Origin of the sequence: Nocardia iowensis (assembly GCF_019222765.1) — a bacterium.
GTDB classification, from domain to species: Bacteria; Actinomycetota; Actinomycetes; order Mycobacteriales; family Mycobacteriaceae; genus Nocardia; species Nocardia iowensis.
Window position 1 is genome coordinate 3,445,540 of the sequence record NZ_CP078145.1, and the last position, 17,591, is coordinate 3,463,130.

At 65.6% G+C, this 17,591-nt stretch carries 17 protein-coding genes; 15 read left to right on the forward strand and 2 right to left on the reverse strand.

What is annotated here, in order from left to right:
• Nucleotides 1-95 precede the first annotated feature (95 nt).
• Nucleotides 96-1,289, forward strand: a complete 1,194-nt coding sequence (locus tag KV110_RS15885; RefSeq protein WP_218476937.1) for an MFS transporter — start codon at nt 96-98, stop codon at nt 1,287-1,289.
• Nucleotides 1,290-1,499: 210 nt separating this feature from the next.
• Complete coding sequence (locus KV110_RS15890; RefSeq protein ID WP_246634570.1) at nt 1,500-2,327, forward strand: hypothetical protein; 828 nt, start codon at nt 1,500-1,502, stop codon at nt 2,325-2,327.
• Between the two features lie 401 nt (nt 2,328-2,728).
• Here the strand turns inward: KV110_RS15890 and KV110_RS15895 are convergent, their stop codons facing one another.
• Nucleotides 2,729-3,499, reverse strand: a complete 771-nt coding sequence (locus KV110_RS15895) for a hypothetical protein (RefSeq protein WP_218476938.1) — start codon at nt 3,497-3,499, stop codon at nt 2,729-2,731.
• Nucleotides 3,500-3,712: 213 nt separating this feature from the next.
• On the opposite strand from KV110_RS15895, the gene KV110_RS15900 reads away from it, so the two are divergent.
• The 8 genes from KV110_RS15900 to KV110_RS15935 all read left to right on the forward strand — a co-directional run bounded on the left by KV110_RS15900 (nt 3,713) and on the right by KV110_RS15935 (nt 9,467).
• The gene (locus KV110_RS15900) at nt 3,713-4,051 is read left to right on the forward strand and encodes an ArsR/SmtB family transcription factor (protein WP_218476939.1); all 339 of its coding nucleotides are present in this window, start codon (nt 3,713-3,715) and stop codon (nt 4,049-4,051) included.
• A 1-nt stretch (nt 4,052) separates the two neighbouring features.
• Nucleotides 4,053-4,553 (forward strand): SRPBCC family protein, encoded by a 501-nt coding sequence (locus KV110_RS15905; RefSeq protein ID WP_218476941.1) that lies wholly within the window; start codon nt 4,053-4,055, stop codon nt 4,551-4,553.
• Between the two features lie 79 nt (nt 4,554-4,632).
• Nucleotides 4,633-5,343 carry an enoyl-CoA hydratase/isomerase family protein gene (locus KV110_RS15910; RefSeq protein WP_218476943.1) on the forward strand — a complete coding sequence of 237 codons (711 nt, stop codon included), beginning with the start codon at nt 4,633-4,635 and terminating at the stop codon, nt 5,341-5,343.
• Nucleotides 5,344-5,568: 225 nt separating this feature from the next.
• Nucleotides 5,569-6,402, forward strand: coding sequence for an SAM-dependent methyltransferase (locus KV110_RS15915; RefSeq protein WP_218476945.1), 834 nt, complete (start codon nt 5,569-5,571; stop codon nt 6,400-6,402).
• A 259-nt stretch (nt 6,403-6,661) separates the two neighbouring features.
• Nucleotides 6,662-6,991 carry a putative quinol monooxygenase gene (locus KV110_RS15920; RefSeq protein ID WP_218476946.1) on the forward strand — a complete coding sequence of 110 codons (330 nt, stop codon included), beginning with the start codon at nt 6,662-6,664 and terminating at the stop codon, nt 6,989-6,991.
• A 12-nt stretch (nt 6,992-7,003) separates the two neighbouring features.
• Nucleotides 7,004-7,450 (forward strand): MarR family winged helix-turn-helix transcriptional regulator, encoded by a 447-nt coding sequence (locus KV110_RS15925; RefSeq protein ID WP_218476947.1) that lies wholly within the window; start codon nt 7,004-7,006, stop codon nt 7,448-7,450.
• 82 nt (nt 7,451-7,532) lie between these two features.
• Complete coding sequence (locus KV110_RS15930) at nt 7,533-8,663, forward strand: FAD-dependent oxidoreductase (protein ID WP_218476948.1); 1,131 nt, start codon at nt 7,533-7,535, stop codon at nt 8,661-8,663.
• Between the two features lie 243 nt (nt 8,664-8,906).
• Entirely contained in the window at nt 8,907-9,467 is a 561-nt protein-coding gene (locus tag KV110_RS15935) for a DUF6968 family protein (protein WP_218476949.1), read from the forward strand.
• A gap of 41 nt (nt 9,468-9,508) precedes the next feature.
• Here KV110_RS15935 and KV110_RS15940 read toward each other — a convergent pair whose 3' ends face one another.
• Nucleotides 9,509-9,967, reverse strand: a complete 459-nt coding sequence (locus KV110_RS15940; RefSeq protein WP_218476950.1) for a GNAT family N-acetyltransferase — start codon at nt 9,965-9,967, stop codon at nt 9,509-9,511.
• 241 nt (nt 9,968-10,208) lie between these two features.
• Between KV110_RS15940 and KV110_RS15945 the strand changes: the two genes are divergently transcribed.
• The 5 genes from KV110_RS15945 to KV110_RS15965 all read left to right on the forward strand — a co-directional run bounded on the left by KV110_RS15945 (nt 10,209) and on the right by KV110_RS15965 (nt 16,733).
• A complete protein-coding gene (locus KV110_RS15945; RefSeq protein ID WP_218476951.1) occupies nt 10,209-10,421 on the forward strand; it encodes a hypothetical protein in 213 nt (70 codons plus the stop codon).
• Nucleotides 10,422-11,053: 632 nt separating this feature from the next.
• On the forward strand, nt 11,054-11,794 hold the full coding sequence (locus KV110_RS15950) for a maleylpyruvate isomerase family mycothiol-dependent enzyme (RefSeq protein ID WP_218476952.1): 741 nt from the start codon (nt 11,054-11,056) through the stop codon (nt 11,792-11,794).
• A 1,380-nt stretch (nt 11,795-13,174) separates the two neighbouring features.
• Nucleotides 13,175-14,311, forward strand: a complete 1,137-nt coding sequence (locus tag KV110_RS15955) for a PLP-dependent cysteine synthase family protein (RefSeq protein ID WP_218476953.1) — start codon at nt 13,175-13,177, stop codon at nt 14,309-14,311.
• A complete protein-coding gene (locus KV110_RS15960; protein WP_218476954.1) occupies nt 14,305-15,585 on the forward strand; it encodes an MFS transporter in 1,281 nt (426 codons plus the stop codon). Before KV110_RS15955 ends, KV110_RS15960 begins: the two co-directional genes overlap by 7 nt.
• Nucleotides 15,582-16,733 carry a PLP-dependent cysteine synthase family protein gene (locus tag KV110_RS15965; RefSeq protein WP_218476955.1) on the forward strand — a complete coding sequence of 384 codons (1,152 nt, stop codon included), beginning with the start codon at nt 15,582-15,584 and terminating at the stop codon, nt 16,731-16,733. Before KV110_RS15960 ends, KV110_RS15965 begins: the two co-directional genes overlap by 4 nt.
• Nucleotides 16,734-17,591 lie beyond the last annotated feature (858 nt).

The window sequence follows — 17,591 nt, forward strand, 5'->3', positions numbered from 1 at the left end:
GCGCGAACCATCCGCCATTCGCCCAAGGCCACCGCGACCGCCGCAGGTGACAACGTGGGCCCGATGCGGGGACGCCGCTGTCTATGCGAAAACCGGTGCCATATTTCCTCGCTGCACGGGCGCTGAGCATCCTCGGCGACCGCGTCACCGACGTGGTGCTGCCGCTGGCAGTGCTCGCGACCTCCGGGTCCGCGGTCACGGCGGGCGTCGTCGGCGCGGCGGCCCAGCTGCCGCAGGTCCTGGCAGCGCTGCACGTCGGAGCCTTGGTGGATCGCCGGGAACGCAAGAGCCTGATGGTGACCGTGGACGTCGTCCGGGCAGTCGCGTTCGTCGCGATCGGCGCGGAGGTGGTGCTCGGCGGGGCTCGGTTGGTGCCGCTGGTGCTGCTCGCGCTGGTAACCGGCGTCGGCGACGCGGTGTTCCATGCGGCGGCGAGCAGTTACCTGCCGAGCCTCGTCGAAGACCGAGACCTCATGCGCGCCAACGGTTTGGTAGAAGGCTCCGACGCTGCGGCCACGCTGACGGGACCGGCCGCGGGTGGCTGGCTGCTGCAGTCGCTGGGGCCATTGGTGGCGTTCATGGTCAACGCGGTGAGCTTCGTGGCGTCGGCCATGCTGCTGGCCCGGTTGCCGAAGAACGTTCCAGCAGCCGGGGAATCCGGCGGCGACGAGTCCGTGCTGGCCGGGCTGCGGCTGGTGCGGCGGGACCGGGCGCAGGCTGTGCTGCTGGCGAGCGCGTGCTACCTGCACCTGCTCGCGGCGGCGGCGTTCCTGCCGTTGCTGGTACGTGCCAACGAAGAGCTGCGCCTGACGCCGCTCACGACGGGGCTCATCGTGTCGGCGGCGGGTGTCGGCGGCTTCGTGAGCAGCTTCGTGCTTGCCCGGTTCTGCGACGTCGCCCGCTGGCCGCTCCTATTGGCAGCGGTGCTGTCGGTCAACGGTGGTGCGGTCGGCGTGCTCGCCCTGTTCGACGCTCCGCTGTGGCTGGCGGCGACGGTGCTGGTGCTCGACGGCGCGTCAGCGCTCGGTTTCATTGTCGTGGCTACGATCCGGCAGCGCATCACACCGGATGCTGTGCGCGGCCGAGTGATCGCCGCGAGCACGGCGGCGACGGCCACCGTCCGCATGCTCGCCCTCGCTGGCGCGGGTGCGTTGATAGACCTGGTCGGCCCGCGTCCGGTACTGCTCGGCCTGGCGGCCCTCGCGCTGCCGTTCGTTCTCCTGCTCGTCCTGCCCGGTTCGGCGGTCCGCCCGGCCGAACCGGCAGCAGTCGCATCGGAGCTGACGTGACTGATGTCCTACCTACCCACGCCGATGTCGTACTGGTCGGAGGCTATCCGGCTTGTGCGATTGCATTTCCTCGAAAGCTCTCCCATGCCGAGCATCCCTGCGCAGCGGGTGGGATACGACCCCTGTCTTGGGGGATTGCGCCATCGGTACTGGTCGTCCGATCATTGGCGGTAGACCGGATGTCGGTCATTCGATTGGGAGGTTTGGGGGATGGCCAGACCTCGGGTCGTGCAGAAGATGCTGGTGCTTGCCGCGGTCGTGCTGGTGGGGTCGGCGTGCGGCACCGGGAGCGATGAACGGCCGACGCGGACGCCGCTGCCGAGTGAGACGACGTCGGTACCAGTGGCGGCTGCGACCTCGACGACCACCTCGCGGCCCACAAGCCCGCCGCCGGGCACTCCACCCGCTGGCAACCAGCCGCCGACCGATCAACCGCCGCCCGCAGATCCGCCGCCGGGCACCGGCACCGCGGTGGTCCGCACCATCACCCTCTCCGGCGCCCCGGTGCCGAACGTGCCGGTCACTCTGCGCCTGCTGCAGCTGTGTAACCCTGCGACGCACGACATTCCGCCCAACACCACCGAGGGTCTGCGTCGCGACACGGTCACCGACCAGAACGGATCGGCGACCCTCTCCCTCCCGCTCGGCTGTTACTCCCTCGACACGAACACCCCGCCGCCCGGTATGACACCCTTCCCGAAAGGAATGCAAAGCCTGTTCCTGCAATACCCCGGCCTGACGGTCGATGGCGAGCTGCGCTTCCAGGAATCCGGACCGCAACCACCGTGCTCCGCCCAAACGGTCGTGCTCGAACTCGACGACCTCGACGCCCACCTCCTCAGCGCGAACGCCACGGTCAGCGAGTGCGACGGCCAGTGGGCGTTCGTTGCCTGGGACTCGCCCGGAGACAGCGCGCGCCTCATCCGCCGCGCCGCCACCGGCTGGACCACCTACGTTCGCTTCCCTCACGACGTCTGCTGGACCAAGGCCGCCGCCGACGGCGTTCCCGCCCGCATGAAAGAACACTTCACCTGTTGACCGAATCTGCTGACCCGCACGGCAACCAGGGCACAGATCACGCGCAGCCGCAGCGCTGAACGTACCGACGTCGCGCTCAGCCAGCTCATCGAGGATCAGCGCATCGAAGGTGTCGACTCCGGAAGCGCCACTGTCACAGGAACTGCTCGACACCATCCACCGGCAAGGCAAGCTTCGCGTCGGTCAAGTGCGCGAACTGCTCGCCCGGTACCTGCGCGGAGACCGGTAGACGCAGCCGGACATCACATAATCGGCAGATCCGGGCATTCGCGGGATCAACTGCTGGCTGATGTTTGCGCCTGATCGAACACGCGCCATTCCGGCATCACCGGACGTAGCTACGCAGCTGCATCGCCCGTAACAGCGCTGCGCGGTTGCGATCAGGTTGGGTGCCGTCGCGGCTAGTTGGGCACGTGTCCTTGGTTGAAGTCGAGGTTCTGTATGCGCGCATACTCGGTACCGGTAGTCGTGCTTTGGCCAGGCAGCGGTGATGCGAGGGCGCACGACTCGCAAGCCCCCGAAGTTTGGTGTTCGTTTGGGCTGTCCGGCACGGGTGGCGAATCCGGGGTGTTGTCGGATGCACCGGGGAGTCCGAGGCGTATCGGCTCGGCCAACCGATACAGCGTCCCACCGGTGGGCGAGCCGTCCGGATTCGTGCTCTGAGGTGGTGGCGGAAACTGGCTGAGGCGGGCGGTCCATCGCGCGGGTTCGAGCGTGCTGAACGTGAATGGTCCCTCGCAGTCACCACACCGTTGGAAGGTGACATCCATGCTCTGAAGCCAGGTTTCGACCAATCCGTCGGGACCCAGCTTCAGAACACTGTCCTGACTGGTGTCGATATCCGGAAGCCGGGCGGTGATCTTCCCGAACATGGGGTGGGCGGCCTCCACCGTGAAATTGAGGGTCTGCAGGTGGACGAAGTCCGTGCCGCCCTTGCGAACCTCCACGACTCGGGAGCCGATGAAGTCGAGCGTCGGCAGCGGCGGCGGCTGGTCCACGATCAACGTGCCGCCGAATCCGTTGAGGTCCAGGTTGATTGTTCGGCCGATGGCCGGCAAGGTGCCGGGATCTCCCGGCTGGGCACCCGCGCGCCCGGTTGCGGCGAATACTCCGAGACCGAGGGCCGTCCCGGCGTGACCGAGGAAACTGCGGCGACCGATCGAAAACGTCATGCGGGCAAGTATGGGGCTGATCTCTCGCGACCTGCCCCGATGCCGCACATGTCCTGTTTCGGGCGCGCCGACAAAGAACTGCGCCAGCTGGCAACCGAACGCGACTCGACGTTGATGGACTCGAGCGGGGCCGGATCTTCCTCAGCGGCAAGACTTTTAGCTGGCTATCACCGTCAGCCTTGACGTATACCCATATAGGAATATGATTTCGATATGGCGCGAGCGGCGACGACAACAGATGTGTTCAATGCGGTGGCCGAGCCTCGGCGGCGGCAGATCCTCGACGTTCTCGTCGACGGGGAGCGGGCGGTGAACGATTTGGCTCGTCTGCTCGGGTCGGCCCAGCCGCAGGTGTCCAAGCACCTGCGAGTGCTGCGGGAGGTGGGGGTGGTGGACGTGCGTGATGACGGGCGACAACGGCTTTACCGACTAAACGGACACGCGCTGAAACCGATCCATGACTGGGTCAAGCGGTACGAGCGCATGTGGGCGGAGCGGTTCGACCAATTGGACGCGGTATTGGAAGAGCTCAAAGAAAACGAGGAGAACTGAGATGACGAGCAGTACCGGGACGGCAGTGGTGACCCTGCCGACCGACGAACAGATCTTGATCACCCGAGAGTTCAACGCACCCAAACGTCTGGTGTATCGGGCGTGGACGACTCCGGATCTGGTGAAGCGGTGGTGGAGCGGGCGACGCGGCACGATGACCAGTGTCGAGATCGACCTGCGTGTCGGCGGCCGATGGCGCTACGTCATGGCGGTCGGCAGCGGTGGTGGTGAGATCGCGTTCCACGGTGAGTTCCGTGAGATCGTCCCGGAGGAGAAGATCGTCACCACCGAGGTCTTCGAGATGGCGGGCGTCACGGACGCCGACGAGGGCGCGCCGCTGAATACCGTCACCTTCAGCGAGCGTGACGGGCGCACCACCCTCACCCTGTTGACGCACTGCGACAACAAACAGCTGCGCGACATGATCCTCGAGTCCGGGATGGAGGCGGGCATGCAGGAGCAGATGGACCTGCTCGAGGAACTGGCGATCTCGCTGCGCTGAGCCCAGCTGTCCGCGTTAGCACCGGGGAGCGTCGGTGTGTCTGCGCTGGTCGGGCGAGGTAGACCGATAGGTTGCCGGTGTGCCGTTTCTGCATCGAGAAGGTCCGGTGTTTATCGCGCACCTGGGTAGCAGGGGTGAGCGTGACACCGAGAACCGTTTCCACCCTGATTGGATCGCGGCGATAGATGCGATTCTCGACGAAGCTACCGCGGCCGAGGGCCCAGCGGCTCTGGTCACCACCGGCGATGGCAAGTTCTATTCCACCGGCGCCGACCTCGCCTGGGCCGGGGCCAATCCCGACCGTATTGATTGGTATCTCACCCAGATGCAGCGCCTGCTCGCTCGCATCCTCACCCTGCCCATGCCGACCGTCGCCGCGCTCAACGGGCACACGTTCGGGGCTGGAGCGTTTCTCGCGGTAGCCCACGATCACCGCATCATGCGATCCGACCGCGGGTACGTCTGCTTTCCCGGTGTCGCGTTGGGCGCGAACTACGCGCTCGCCTCGGTGGACTTGGTGCGGTCGCGGCTACCGGCTCACCTCGCCCATCATGCGCTGGTGTCCGGGCAACGCTATAGCGGTGTCGATGCACTGGCCGCTGGCCTGGTCGATGCACTGGCCACCGAGCACGACCTTCTGCCCGCCGCTGTCCAGTACGCCCAATCTTTGGCTCACACCAGCGGACCGGTGCTCGCCCACATCAAATCCTCCCTGCACCATGGTGCGGCCGCCGCGCTACGCGAACCGGTCAACGGCTACAACCACCACGCCCTCGTCAGCCAGCCTTGACCCACTGACATGGCCGTGTGTGCCACGCCGCGGTGCCAATAGCGGGTGGATGTACTTTCGCGGCGCCACCGTGCTTTGACAATCGCTGTCCGCGCGGAACCGTCACACGGGGGAGCGTGCCGGTGTCGAAGCTGTTGTGTGCGAGGTTGTATCGACCCGAAACTGGCACCGATGCGCGAGACTGGATCGGTGGATACCGGACCGACAGATGCCGTAAGGCATGCCATGTCCCAACCGTCCGCCGCCTACCCGAGCGTGGTGCCGGTGGGGGTGGATATCACCCGCGCGAGCATCGCGCGGGTCTATGACGCCGCGCTCAACGGCAAGGACAACTACCAGGTCGATCGCGAAGTGTTGGCGCAGGTCCGCACCGTAGCGCCACAGGTCAACGAATTGGCATGGGCCAACCGCGATTTCCTGATCCGGTCGTGTCGCTTCCTGGCCCGCGAAGCCGGGATCGATCAGTATCTGGATTTGGGCTCGGGTCTGCCGACCGCGGAGAACACCCACCAGGTGGTGCAGCGGATCAACCCGGCGGCGCGGGTGGTGTACGTGGACAATGATCCAGCAGTGCTCGTCCATGCACGAGCGCTGTTGGCCAGCAACGAGTCCACCGCGATCGCCGACGCCGACATCTTCCGAGCCCTCGAGGTCCTGGGGCACCCCACGGTGCGTGACGGACTGGACTTCACCCGCCCGGTGGCGCTGTTGCACATCGGGACACTGCACCACTATCTCGGTGACGACGTTGCCGCGATCATGCGGACCTACATCGACGCGCTGCCGTCCGGGTCGTATGTGACCATCGCCCATTTCTGCGACCCGCAAACCCGCGAGCACAGCGAGTTGGCGCGCAAGATGGAAGACAAGTTCGTGCGCAGCCCGATGGGCAGCGGTCGTTTCCGAACCCGAGATCAGATCCAGGCCCTGTTCGGCGGGCTGGAGATGGTCGAGCCGGGTCTGGTGCTCTGTGATGACTGGTGGCCCGACGGCCCACGGCTCGCGCCGCTGGCCGATGTGCGTCACTGCATCGTCGGCGGAATCGGCCGCAAACCCTAACCCGGATCGCAAAATTAGCATCCGGCTCGCTCTGCCTGGTCAGGCCCGCCGATCACCTCGACGGCGGCGGCGATGACTAAGAGCTTGTCTCATACCGAACTACACGAAACCCGGGAGCGAGCCGCCTGGCCATGCGCCGGGCACCTGCGCGGGGTGCACACTTGACCATTAGACTTCTAACAGTTAGAGTTCTAAGTGTTCGTCTGGCAGAGCGGACACCCGGGAGTGACCCGCCAAAACTCACCGAAAGGACTACGAGATGCATGCGAAGCAGCCGGGAATGGTGCTGAAGGTCAAGGCGAAGCCCGGAATGGGGGACGAATTGTTCAAGGCATGCCACGAACTCCACTTCAACGGTGACCCGGACGGCCCGGTCGACTGGGTCCTTGCTCGCTCGGACGAAGATCCCGACCTCATGTGGGCCTTCGAGTTCTATCGCGACGACGCGTCGTTCGACCGCCACTACTCGAGTTCGGCGCTCCAGGAAGGGCGGCTCGATCAAGGGCACCAGCGGATCGCCGACCTCGTCGCCGACGGCTCTGAGGAATGGGGCATCCGGACGCCGGTGCACATCGTCTCGTCCAGTTGATGGGTTCGAAACATGGAGACGCAGGGAACGACACCGACCAGCAGCCTTGATCTGATGCGCTGGATCGTCTGGGCGCAGCGGAAAGCCGGTGAGGACTGGATCCGGGAGCGCGGGCTCACTCATGAGCAGAGTGCCGCGCTGGTCTACCTGGTCCGGAACCCCGGTGTGATCCAGCGTGACATAGCCCAGATGAGCCGCACCAGCGCGGCGAGCGTATCCAGCCTCCTGCAGGGGCTCGAGCGCCGCGGTTTCGTCGAGCGGCGCACGGAGCCCGGCAACGAGCGCAGCAAACGCGTCTACGCGACACCGGCGGGAAGCGAACTGATCGCCGGGTTCGACACCGCGATGACCGGGGTCGAGGAGACGATCCTGGCCCCGCTGGACCAGGCAGAGCGGGCCACCCTGCAGGCCCTCCTCACGAAAATCGCCGCGGATCTGCCGCAGCCGCCCCCGTCCTGACCCGACGCGTGGCCCCGGCGCGCAGCAACCACGTCCGCGCCGCGCCAGGCGTGGGCTCGATCCCGCCCGGAACAGGACCATCATGAACACCCCTCACATCACCATCATCGGTGCCGGACTCGGCGGCCTCACGCTCGCCCGCGTCCTGCACATCCACCGAATCCCAGCCACGGTCTATGAAGCCGAGCCCGCACCGATGGCCCGCGCGCAGGGTGGAATGCTCGACATCCACGACTACAACGGGCAACTCGCTATCGAGGCGGCCGGCCTGACGGACGAGTTCCGCGACATCATCCTCCAGGGCCGCCAGGCCATGCGGATCCTCGCCCCCGACGGGACCATCCTGCTCGACAAGGCCGACGGCGGCAACGGCGGCCGACCCGAAGTGCAGCGCGGTGACTTGCGCCAGATCCTGCTCGACTCACTCCCCGTCGGCGCCGTGCAGTGGGGCCGCAAGGTCGTCAGCACCCGTTCCTTGGGCGAGGGTCACCACGAGGTGACCTTCGCCGATGGCGACACCATCACCACGAGCCTGCTCGTCGGAGCAGACGGCGCATGGTCACGGGTGCGGCCGTTGCTCTCCGACGCAACACCCGCCTACACCGGTATGTCCTACGTCGAGACCTACCTGTTCGACGTCGACACTCGGCACCCGGCCGCCGCGCAAGCCGTCGGCAGCGGCTCCATGGCCGCACCCGCGGCGGGCGGCAAGGGGATCCAGGCCCAGCGGGAAATGGGCGGGACCATCCACACCTACGTCGTACTCCGCGAGCCACGGGAGTGGTTTGACGCCATCGACTTCGCCGACGGCGCGGCCGCGGCTGCACGGATCGCGAAGGAGTTCGACGGGTGGGCACCCGAACTCACCGCGCTGATCACCGACGGCGACGTCCCACCGCTGCTGCGCCCAATCTTCGCTCTGCCGCTCGGGCACAAGTGGGAGCGGGTACCCGGGGTGACCCTGCTCGGCGACGCCGCCCACCTCCTGACTCCGAACGGCGAAGGCGCCAACAGCGCCATGTACGACGGCGCCGAACTCGCCAAGGCCATCGCCGCACACCCCTGCGACATCGAGACCGCCCTCACCCAGTACGAGGAAGCCATGTTCCCCCGCAGCGCCGAGTTCGGCTCCATCGGCGCGGAACTCCACGACCTCGACGACGACGACGCGGTCGCGGGCCTGATCAAGCTCTACACGGAGAACAGCAACTGAACGTCAGAGCACCCCACGATCGCGGGGAGAGCTTCGAACGCCACCCGCAGCGACTGTCGAAGACTCGGGGACTCGAGCGCCGGGTACACGCCCGCCACCTATGGCCGAGTGTGAGTGTCGTGGCCATGGGTGAGGATTCGGCTGTCGGCCCATTAGTGGCTGTTGCGCACAGCTATTGCAGGGAGACAATTGTGCATGCGGGCATAGCCCTGATGTGGGGGATGCGCGAGCCGGGAGGCGAGGTTGAGTGTTCATGTAGGGGAGGTGATCGCGACTCGAGTGGTCGCCGATGGGCACCGCACGGTGCTGATCGAGGTGGGTAAGCCGGGGTTGAGCATGGATTCGGGCATGGTGTGCGCGTTCAGAATTCAGGGCTGGGGTGAGTCTTGTGCTGTCGGTGTCGATGCGATCGCGGCGTTGTATTGCGCGCTGGCCGAGATCGGTGTGGTGCTCGAGCGCGCGAACACCGATGGCCACCATTTCACCGTTGTCGGGCCAGCGGATTTGGGATTTCCGTCCCCGCCGATCGACCGGAGAGTGGGCACGCCCGCAGCGAGCTACGAGCTCGGTGAGCTGATCGCGATTCGGTCGATGACCATCGCCGACGAGCGGGCCACGATCGCGATCGGCCGACCCGTGCACGCCGCGGACGGCGAGTTCTATATGTGCCCATTCCGGATCGACGGCCACCCGCACGCTGTCGCGTCGGGTCTCGACGAGGTGCAGGCGTTGCTGACCGCGCTGCGGATGATCGGGGCGCGGCTGCAGCTACCGGCGGACTGGCCGGTGAGCCGGGCGTGGTGACCGCGCAGCAAGTCGGTGGTTGTCGCGCTGGGCCGCTCAGGTCAGGGAATGCGTGGTTCGGCCCGCAACCGGATCTTGAGGCCGTTCTTCCCATGTCGACCGACCTCTTGGAAACCGAGGCGGTGGTAGAGCCGGTAGGCGCGGGAGTTGACCGACAATACGTCCAGGACCACGGGTTGGCATCGGGTGGCGGCTTCGTGAAGGAGTTGTCGGATAATGAGGCTGCCGATACCTCGATTGTGGTGGTCCGGATGTAATTCGATGCGGCCCAAATAGATTTCGTGTGGCCGATAGTCGACGATCAGGACCCCGACGTCGCGGCCGTCGACGGTGATGATCCGGGTACCGGCGGGGTCGAAGCTGCGCTGGTGGTAGTCGCGTTGCTCGGCTTCGTTCCAACCCCAGATCGCCTCGACATAGTCGTGCATGGCAGCGCGGTGCAACCGGTAGCAGAGTTCGCGGTCAGCCGATGTTGCTGGCCGCAGGCCGGTCCTGCCCATCCCATGGCCTCCCGTAGATCTGGCGAACGAGCGCTGGTCCAGTGTCCGGCATCCTGGCCGTTCCGCGCCCGAGGAGGCCCCGAGCCGAGGTTCGCGGCCCGAGTCGCAAAGTGGTCGCGGTGGGGCGCGGTTGCCGTGAAGCGCTGGGGCAGGTTTTCCGCCGCCACCGGCCACAAGGCACACACCAGATAGCCATAGATCCGCCGCCAGTGCGGGGCCACAGCTGCGGCACGCGCGGAATGTGGGTGTCGGCACAGCTGATCGCGGCAGAGGAATCCACAAGGTCCAGCGGCTGCGGGAATTCGAGCAGCGGACCTATCACCCGGGGGTCGCCGGCGGGGCCGCGTTCCGTATCCAGTACGGATTGTCCCGGACCAGCGAGGCCGAGGAACAGTGTTCCGACCCGCCGCGCCGGGTCCCGCGCCGGTTGCCTGACGACCGCGAGGTGAAGTGAAATGCATTGTGGCCGAGCATAATCGAGCGGAACCGCGGCGGAGGCGCACTCGAAGGGCCGCAGCCAGGGCTCCGCGCACGGTACCCAGTCCAACCTCGGCGTCGGCGCCGCATCCGCCTGCGCGACGAGATCGGCACCAGGCACAGACTGTGCCGATGTCACGGGCACCGCGATCAACGACGCCAGCAGTGCCACCGCAACAACACAAGCGGCCGGTCTCCCCATGCGGGGCAAGGTACTTCGGAACCGGCCGACGATGGCGTCATCCCTTCGCCCGATCGGATCTCCGAAGCATCCGACGAAGGGAGGAAGCCGAATTCCCTTCCAGCTCAACCGGCTCAACCAACGCCCTCGCGATCACTCTTGCGAGACGCCATGGATCCCCATGATCTCCGCGCCGACGTTGCGCGTCATACCGCGGGTGATGCGCCATTGCGGACACGACCATCAGCCAACACGACCGCCAACTCGACGGTTTGAGAAAACATTTCGCGGAAACGAAGGATTCCGCGAGTGTCAGACGCGTAGGCCAGCGCAGTGGCAGCCCGCGTGGGCTGACTGTTGCGCCGGGCGGCCACCACCGGGAGAATCCGGACGGGGCTGCAACAGCAGCTGTTTCGGGGAGGGATCGGATGATCGACATAGATCCGTTCGACGGGTTGGCCGCCGAATACCAACAGGTGGACCAGGTGTTGGCCGCACTGCAGCCACACGAGTGGAGCGCACCATCGGCGGCGGCTGGATGGACGGTCGCGGACACGGTGCTGCATCTGGCGCAGACCGATGAGTTCGCCTTGGCTTCGATCACCGGGACCGACGCGAACATTCCGCGGCGCGGCGAGCTCTCGGTCGATGAGGCGATGGATCGCCTGGTCGCGGCCGAGCGTGGCGGCTCGGGAACCGAACTGCTACAGCGCTGGCGGCAGGCATCGGCCGCCGTGCTGGCCAATCTGCGCGCCTGCCCGGAAGGTACCCGGCTGCACTGGGTCACCGTCCCGTTGTCGCCGCGCACCCTGGCCGCAACCCGCGTCGCCGAACACTGGGCCCACCTGCTTGACATCACAGAACCGCTCGGATTGGAGTATCCGGATACCGACCGACTCTGGCTCATCGCCCGCCTTGCCCACCGCACCCTGCAGTACGCCTTCGCCTCTGCCGGTACGCAGGGCGGTCCGGTGCGCTGCGAACTAGTCGGCCCTAATGGTGACCTATGGATCTTCGGCGACGGAAACGCCGATTCGGTGATTCGGGGCTCTGCGGGGGAGTTCTGTCGCGTCGGCGCGCAACGTCTCAAACCCGAGGACACCAGCCTCATCACGCAGGGCCCGAACGCCGCGACCGCCCTGCAACTGGTCCGCAACTACGCGCTCTGAACGAATGGTCGCTCGGCTGCCAGCAGCGGCGTCATCCCGAAGAAATGCCGCCGTTTCGAGATTGAAGACTGAAGTGGAGGTGAAGGCGCGGTTCGCTAACTATCGACTTCGAGATCGCGATTTCCATCAGTTCGGACCCGACCACAACGGGGTCGGTCGAACGCGCGCACTTCGGTGCGGGTTCAGGCGCTCATCCGCAACAGTTCGTTGAGTGCTTCTGATGGTGCCTTGGAGCCGAGGGTTTGTCGAGGGCGTTGGTTGAGTTCGTCGGCGATGGCATCGAGATCGGTTGGGGTGTAGTCACGCATGTCGGCGGTGCGGGGAAGGTATTGGCGGACAAGACAACTGGCCCACCTCCTGGTCGTGACGACGTCTGCCTGATTCTCGTGACATTGACCGCGCTGACCAGATCGGCTGGGGAAATCCCGATTTGACTGGGGGAGATCCCCATTTGAGCTGGCAGCAGCTTCGCCGCCGCCGAGCTTTTCGGCGCTGGCAGGGGTTGGACGGTCTGGGATGCACTGCTGAACATGCGGTGCCGCAACGACGGGTAGCGGCGCTCGTCGCCGACGAACAGGCAGCCCGCCAGTGGGGTGGAAGCAGTTCGATCACGTATAGTAGGGCGTCTACGGGATCTTTCCGAAACGGTTCGCTATCAACAAGATTCGCTCAATCGACGCATGTACGCTGGGACGGCAGCGTTGGTGCGGGCCGTGGTTTGATGCCGTGACGTTGGCCTTATCGTTGGCTTGAATGTCAGTCGAGCCGACCAGGGGAGTGCTCGACACATCACTGTCGCTATGTCGAGTAGTGGGTGTTTTCCGACCCGGTTGCTTCAGTGGAGACATCGTGAGATTCATCGGTCGGTTGCGGCTCGGTTACTCCGCGCTGGCGCTTCTGGTGGCAGTAGCGCTCGCAGTGCCGATGCTCGACTGTGTACTGACCGAAAATATCGTTCCTTCGCATGCGGAAGTCGTCTCGGTTGCCGACCGGACCGCCGCTCCGGTAACCGGTGACTCGTCCCATCAGCTCGATGACCAGGGGGGCCGCGAGTGCTGGGGCCATCTGGCGCACTGCTTGCCGAAACTGGTGGCACCGAGTGCGGACAGGACGCCGATCGTCCCGCAATTGCTCGTCGCCCTCGGGCTGATAGCCGTTGGGGTTCTTACTATTTCGAGATCTGGCCGCCCCGCGGTGTGCGCGCTTCTGATGAGCGCGCAACCGGCCGTTGGTGGCCGGGGTATCGCAACGCGTCTGTGTGTCGCTAGGCGCTGATCGGTCAGCGCCAGGCCGTCGTCGTTTCGTTGGATCGGCCGGTGTCCGCTGCCCGCTTGCATCTTCTGCCGCCCCTTGGCGGCCTCGATAGAGAAGACGACAGCCATGGACAAGATCGTGCTGGCAAGGCAAGACGAGTTGACAACCGCTTTGGTCTGCGCGCCGACGGCGGCGCGAGGTCCCCGAGATCTGGTGGGCAACACGCCGGTGCTGTGGGTCGGGGCGTCACTGGCGCCGTCAGGCCGCGGTTTCTGGGCCAAGCTCGAGGGATTCAACCCAGGTGGCATGAAGGACCGCCCCGCGCTTCATATGGTGCGCTGCGCGCGGCAGCGCGGCGAACTCGCCCATGGCGCCCGGATCATCGAATCCAGCAGTGGCACTTTGGGTTTGGGATTGGCACTGGCAGGAATGGTATATCGGCACCCGGTCACGGTGGTGACCGATCCGGGGATGGAGCCGTTCGTCGCGCGCATGCTGAGGGCCTACGGCGCTCGAGTCGATCTGGTGAGCGAACCGCATCCGTGCGGCGGCTGGCAGCAGTCACGGCGTGACAGGGTGGCCGAACTGCTCGAGGAGGAGCCGGACGCCTGGTGCCCGGATCAGTACCACAACCCGGACAACGTCGACGGCTACGAAACACTGGCACTCGAATTGATACAGCAGTTGGGTCGAATCGATGTGCTGGTGTGCTCCGTCGGCACCGGCGGCCACTCGGCCGGGGCGGCGCGGGTACTGCGCCGGTTCAACCCCGAACTGCGGCTGGTCGGGGTCGACACCGTGGCGTCGACGATCTTCGGCCAGCCGGCGGGGCCGCGGCTGATGCGGGGGCTCGGCTCGAGTATCTATCCGCGCAATGTCGACTACCCGGCGTTCAACGAAATCCATTGGGTCGCACCATCGGAGGCGGTGTGGGCGTGCCGCAGACTGGCCGCGGCACACCACGCCACTGGCGGTTGGAGCGTGGGTGCCGTCGCTATCGTGGCGGGATGGCTGGCGCGCACGAGCGATCTCGGAACTCGCATCGCGGCGGTGTTTCCCGACGGGCCCGGCCGCTACTTCGACACGATCTACAACGACGCCTTCTGTGCCGAGAACGGCTTGCTCGACGCCGATCCGCCGGTCGAACCGGACACGACCGCGCACCCGACCGAACGGGTTGTGCGCCGCTGGACGCGCTGCACCCGCATAATCGACCCGTGCCGCCGAGCCGATCGTGACAGCAAGGACCGGGCGCCGTGCTGACCGCGTTCCGTGCCGCGCGCTCGCTCCCGCCCACCGTGCAGTTGCTGCTGGTCAATCAGTTCGGCGTATATCTCGGCTTTTATATGCTGATTCCGTTTCTCGCCACGCACCTGCGCGATAACCTGCACCTGGCCACGGGGGTTGTGGGTGCGATCATCGGCGTCCGCAGTCTCAGCCAGCAAGGCTTGACCCTACTGGGCGGCTCGGGTGCCGACCGTATCGGCTGCCGACCGTTGATCATTGCCGGATGTCTGCTCCGCGCAGTGGGTTTCGGAGCCTTCGCGGTGGTGGACAGCGCCGTCGGGTTGGTCCTTGCCGCGATGGTGACCGGGGTAGCGGGCGCGATGTTCAGTCCAGCGGCCCGTGCTTATCTCGCACACGAGTCCGGAGCCCAACGGCTGCAAGCTTTTTCCCTGTTGAATGTCGCGGGAGAATCCGGCACGCTGATCGGCCCGCTCATCGGCAGCCTGCTGCTCGTGGTCGACTTTCGCTTGGTGGCGACGGCGGCGGCGCTGGTGTTCGCCGTATTGACCATCGCGCAAATCCTGACGCTACCGCCGCGCCCGGTAGCTCCACCCGAGCAGTCGGTGATAGCCGACTGGCGGGAAGTCATCGCCAATCGTCGATTTCTGCTCTATGTGTGCGCCACTTCTGCGATCTTCGTGCTCTACAACCAGCTTTACCTGACATTGCCCCTGGAGGCCGCCCGCACTTCGGGTTTCGCGGGGTCTGCCGCGCTCCTGTTCATCGCGTCCACCCTCGTAACCCTCGGCCTGCAGGTACGGATCACCGAATGGTGCCGACAACGATGGGCCTCGCCGACCTCCGTCGGGATAGGGCTGACGCTGTGCGGACTGGCATTCGTACCGACCGCCTTCGGTAGTACTGCACAATCGGCGGCCGGCGCGACGGGGATGTGGGAAGCCTTCCCCCCGATGCTGCCGACGATTCTGGCCACGGTCGTGCTGACGCTCGGCGTGGCGGTGGCACAGCCCGTGGCGCTCGATCTGACATCCGAGTTCGCCCGCCCCGCTCTGATCGGTACCTACCTGGGTGTGTTCGCGACTGCCTCCGGGGTGGCGGCGGTGGTCAGCAACACCGTTGTCGGTTACACCGTCGACCTCGGCGCCCGAATGAACGTGCCCTGGCTGCCGTGGCTGCTGCTGGTCGGTTACGGGATCGGGGCCGCCGCCCTGATCGCCGTGATGCGTGCTCGCTCCCTCTTCCCACCCATCGAACCAGGAAATACCCGACAACAGAGGACGCAACGATGAAGTACGACAACATCATTGATGTCATCGGAGGCACTCCGCTCGTTCGGCTCAACCGCCTCACTCGAGCATCTGAGGCAACCGTATGGGTCAAACTCGAATGTCTCAACCCCAGCGGTAGCGTCAAGGCACGCCCGGCCGCCGCCATGGTGCGCGAAGCCCTGCACTCCGGCGAACTCGCCACGGACGGCGCGATTGTCGAGGCTACGTCCGGAAACCTGGGCATCGCGCTGGCCATGATCGGTGCCGCACTCGGAATCCGTACCGAGATCATGGTCGACCCGCGCACCCCACCGTTCAGCGTTCGCAGCATCGCCGCTTACGGGGCGCAACCTAGGCTCGTCGAAACAAGCGACGAACATGGCAAATACCAAATCCCCAGGATTCGCGCCGCCGAAAAGATCGTTCGCAATACGACTGGCGCGTATATGCCTAACCAGTGGAACAACCCGAACAACCCGGCCGCGCACAGCACCACGACGGCACAGGAGATCCTCGCCGACCTGCATGGCGACGTGCATGCCGTGGTCTGTACCACGAGCAGTTGCGGCCAGATCACCGGAATCGGACGAGCGCTCAGACAAGCAGGAAGCCATTGCCTCACCGTGGCGGTGGATGGTCGAGGATCTACCGCCATCGGAGGGCCGATGGGACAGCATCTGCTGATCGGCTTGGGCTCTGGATTCACCCCTGGCAACTTCGACCGCAGTGTGATCGATCATGCGTACTGGTGCGGGGACGCCGAAGCATTCAGCACCTGCCGACTGCTGGCGAGTACCGAAGGCTTGCTACTGGGCGGATCCTCCGGAGCGGCCGTCTTTATCGCCTTGCGCGTCGGACAGCTGCTGGGCCCCGGGCACAATGTGGTCGCCATCGCCCCCGACGGCGGCGACCGGTACCTGGAGACGATCTACAGCGACGCGTGGATTTCCACCAACAACGTCGAGCTCGCAACCACGATCGACGACCTCCGCACCCGCCTCGCCGACTACGCCCCCTTCCCCGGCGATCAACTCGAGCCATGGCGACACTACTCGGCGGCCACCAGCACGTCTGGCACCAATAACGTTGCGGCCTCGGCGAGTCCGGCTATGCCGGCGAATTTCGGTGTCGGTCATCGGCGAACCACGAAGGCGGTCGACCAGGGCTGAGATCGGTTGGTATCGGCACCCTGGGCACCTTAACCGGTGGCTCCGATCGGCGGCAGGTCGGAGGCGAACGGCATCGGCCAATCGCTGCGCTTTCGAGCAACCGCGGGTGGGTGTTGTAGGTGCGCAGGGTTCCTGGGGCGAAGGTGCTGCGCGCACCTGCTCGTGGAGCGGTCCTGCGATTTCGGAACAGCCCGGGGCAATGATGGTCTCGGCTTGGTCGAAGACCTCCAGGCCGTGCGGCGCGATCAAAGGTGAACGTGTCGCTACAGGACGCTCATATAGTCTCCGTAATGACCGCGGAGAGCGTCCTTCCCGGCATTGGCGATGATCTGTCGGCTGTCTTGTGAGCATCGGTTTAGAAACGCGTGTATGCGAGGCCCAGGCCAGCCAGTTGCTGCGACTGCCGGCCAGTACGGCAGGGACTTGTGGTTGAGATCGTGGAAGTTGGCCCTTGCCTCAGGCACCACAGGGCGGGGGACGGGTCGTTGTCGCCCTTACGGCCAAGGCGGACGATAGCGTCTCCGTGTGCGACGTTTACCATTGTCGCCGAGCAGGGTTGCAGCGCAAGGGTTTTCAAGCGCTCGATGTCGTCGTAAAGCCCGGTTGTCCCCAGCGCCATGATTAATTGGTACTGAGTCTCCCAGGTTCGCTTATCCAGCACCTCACGTTCGAGCGCGATGCGGATCTCGGTTGCCGTGGTTGGGTCGGCGAGCGCACGCAGCCGTTTAGCGCCGCGTCGCCTCCGCGCTGACAGGGAATCTGTCAGTAGCGCCAATGCCTCGTCCCGCGTCAACGCCATAGAGTCCTGCCTTCCGTTCACATTGTCGATCTGTTGCGCACTAAACCCGCGGCGGTTCA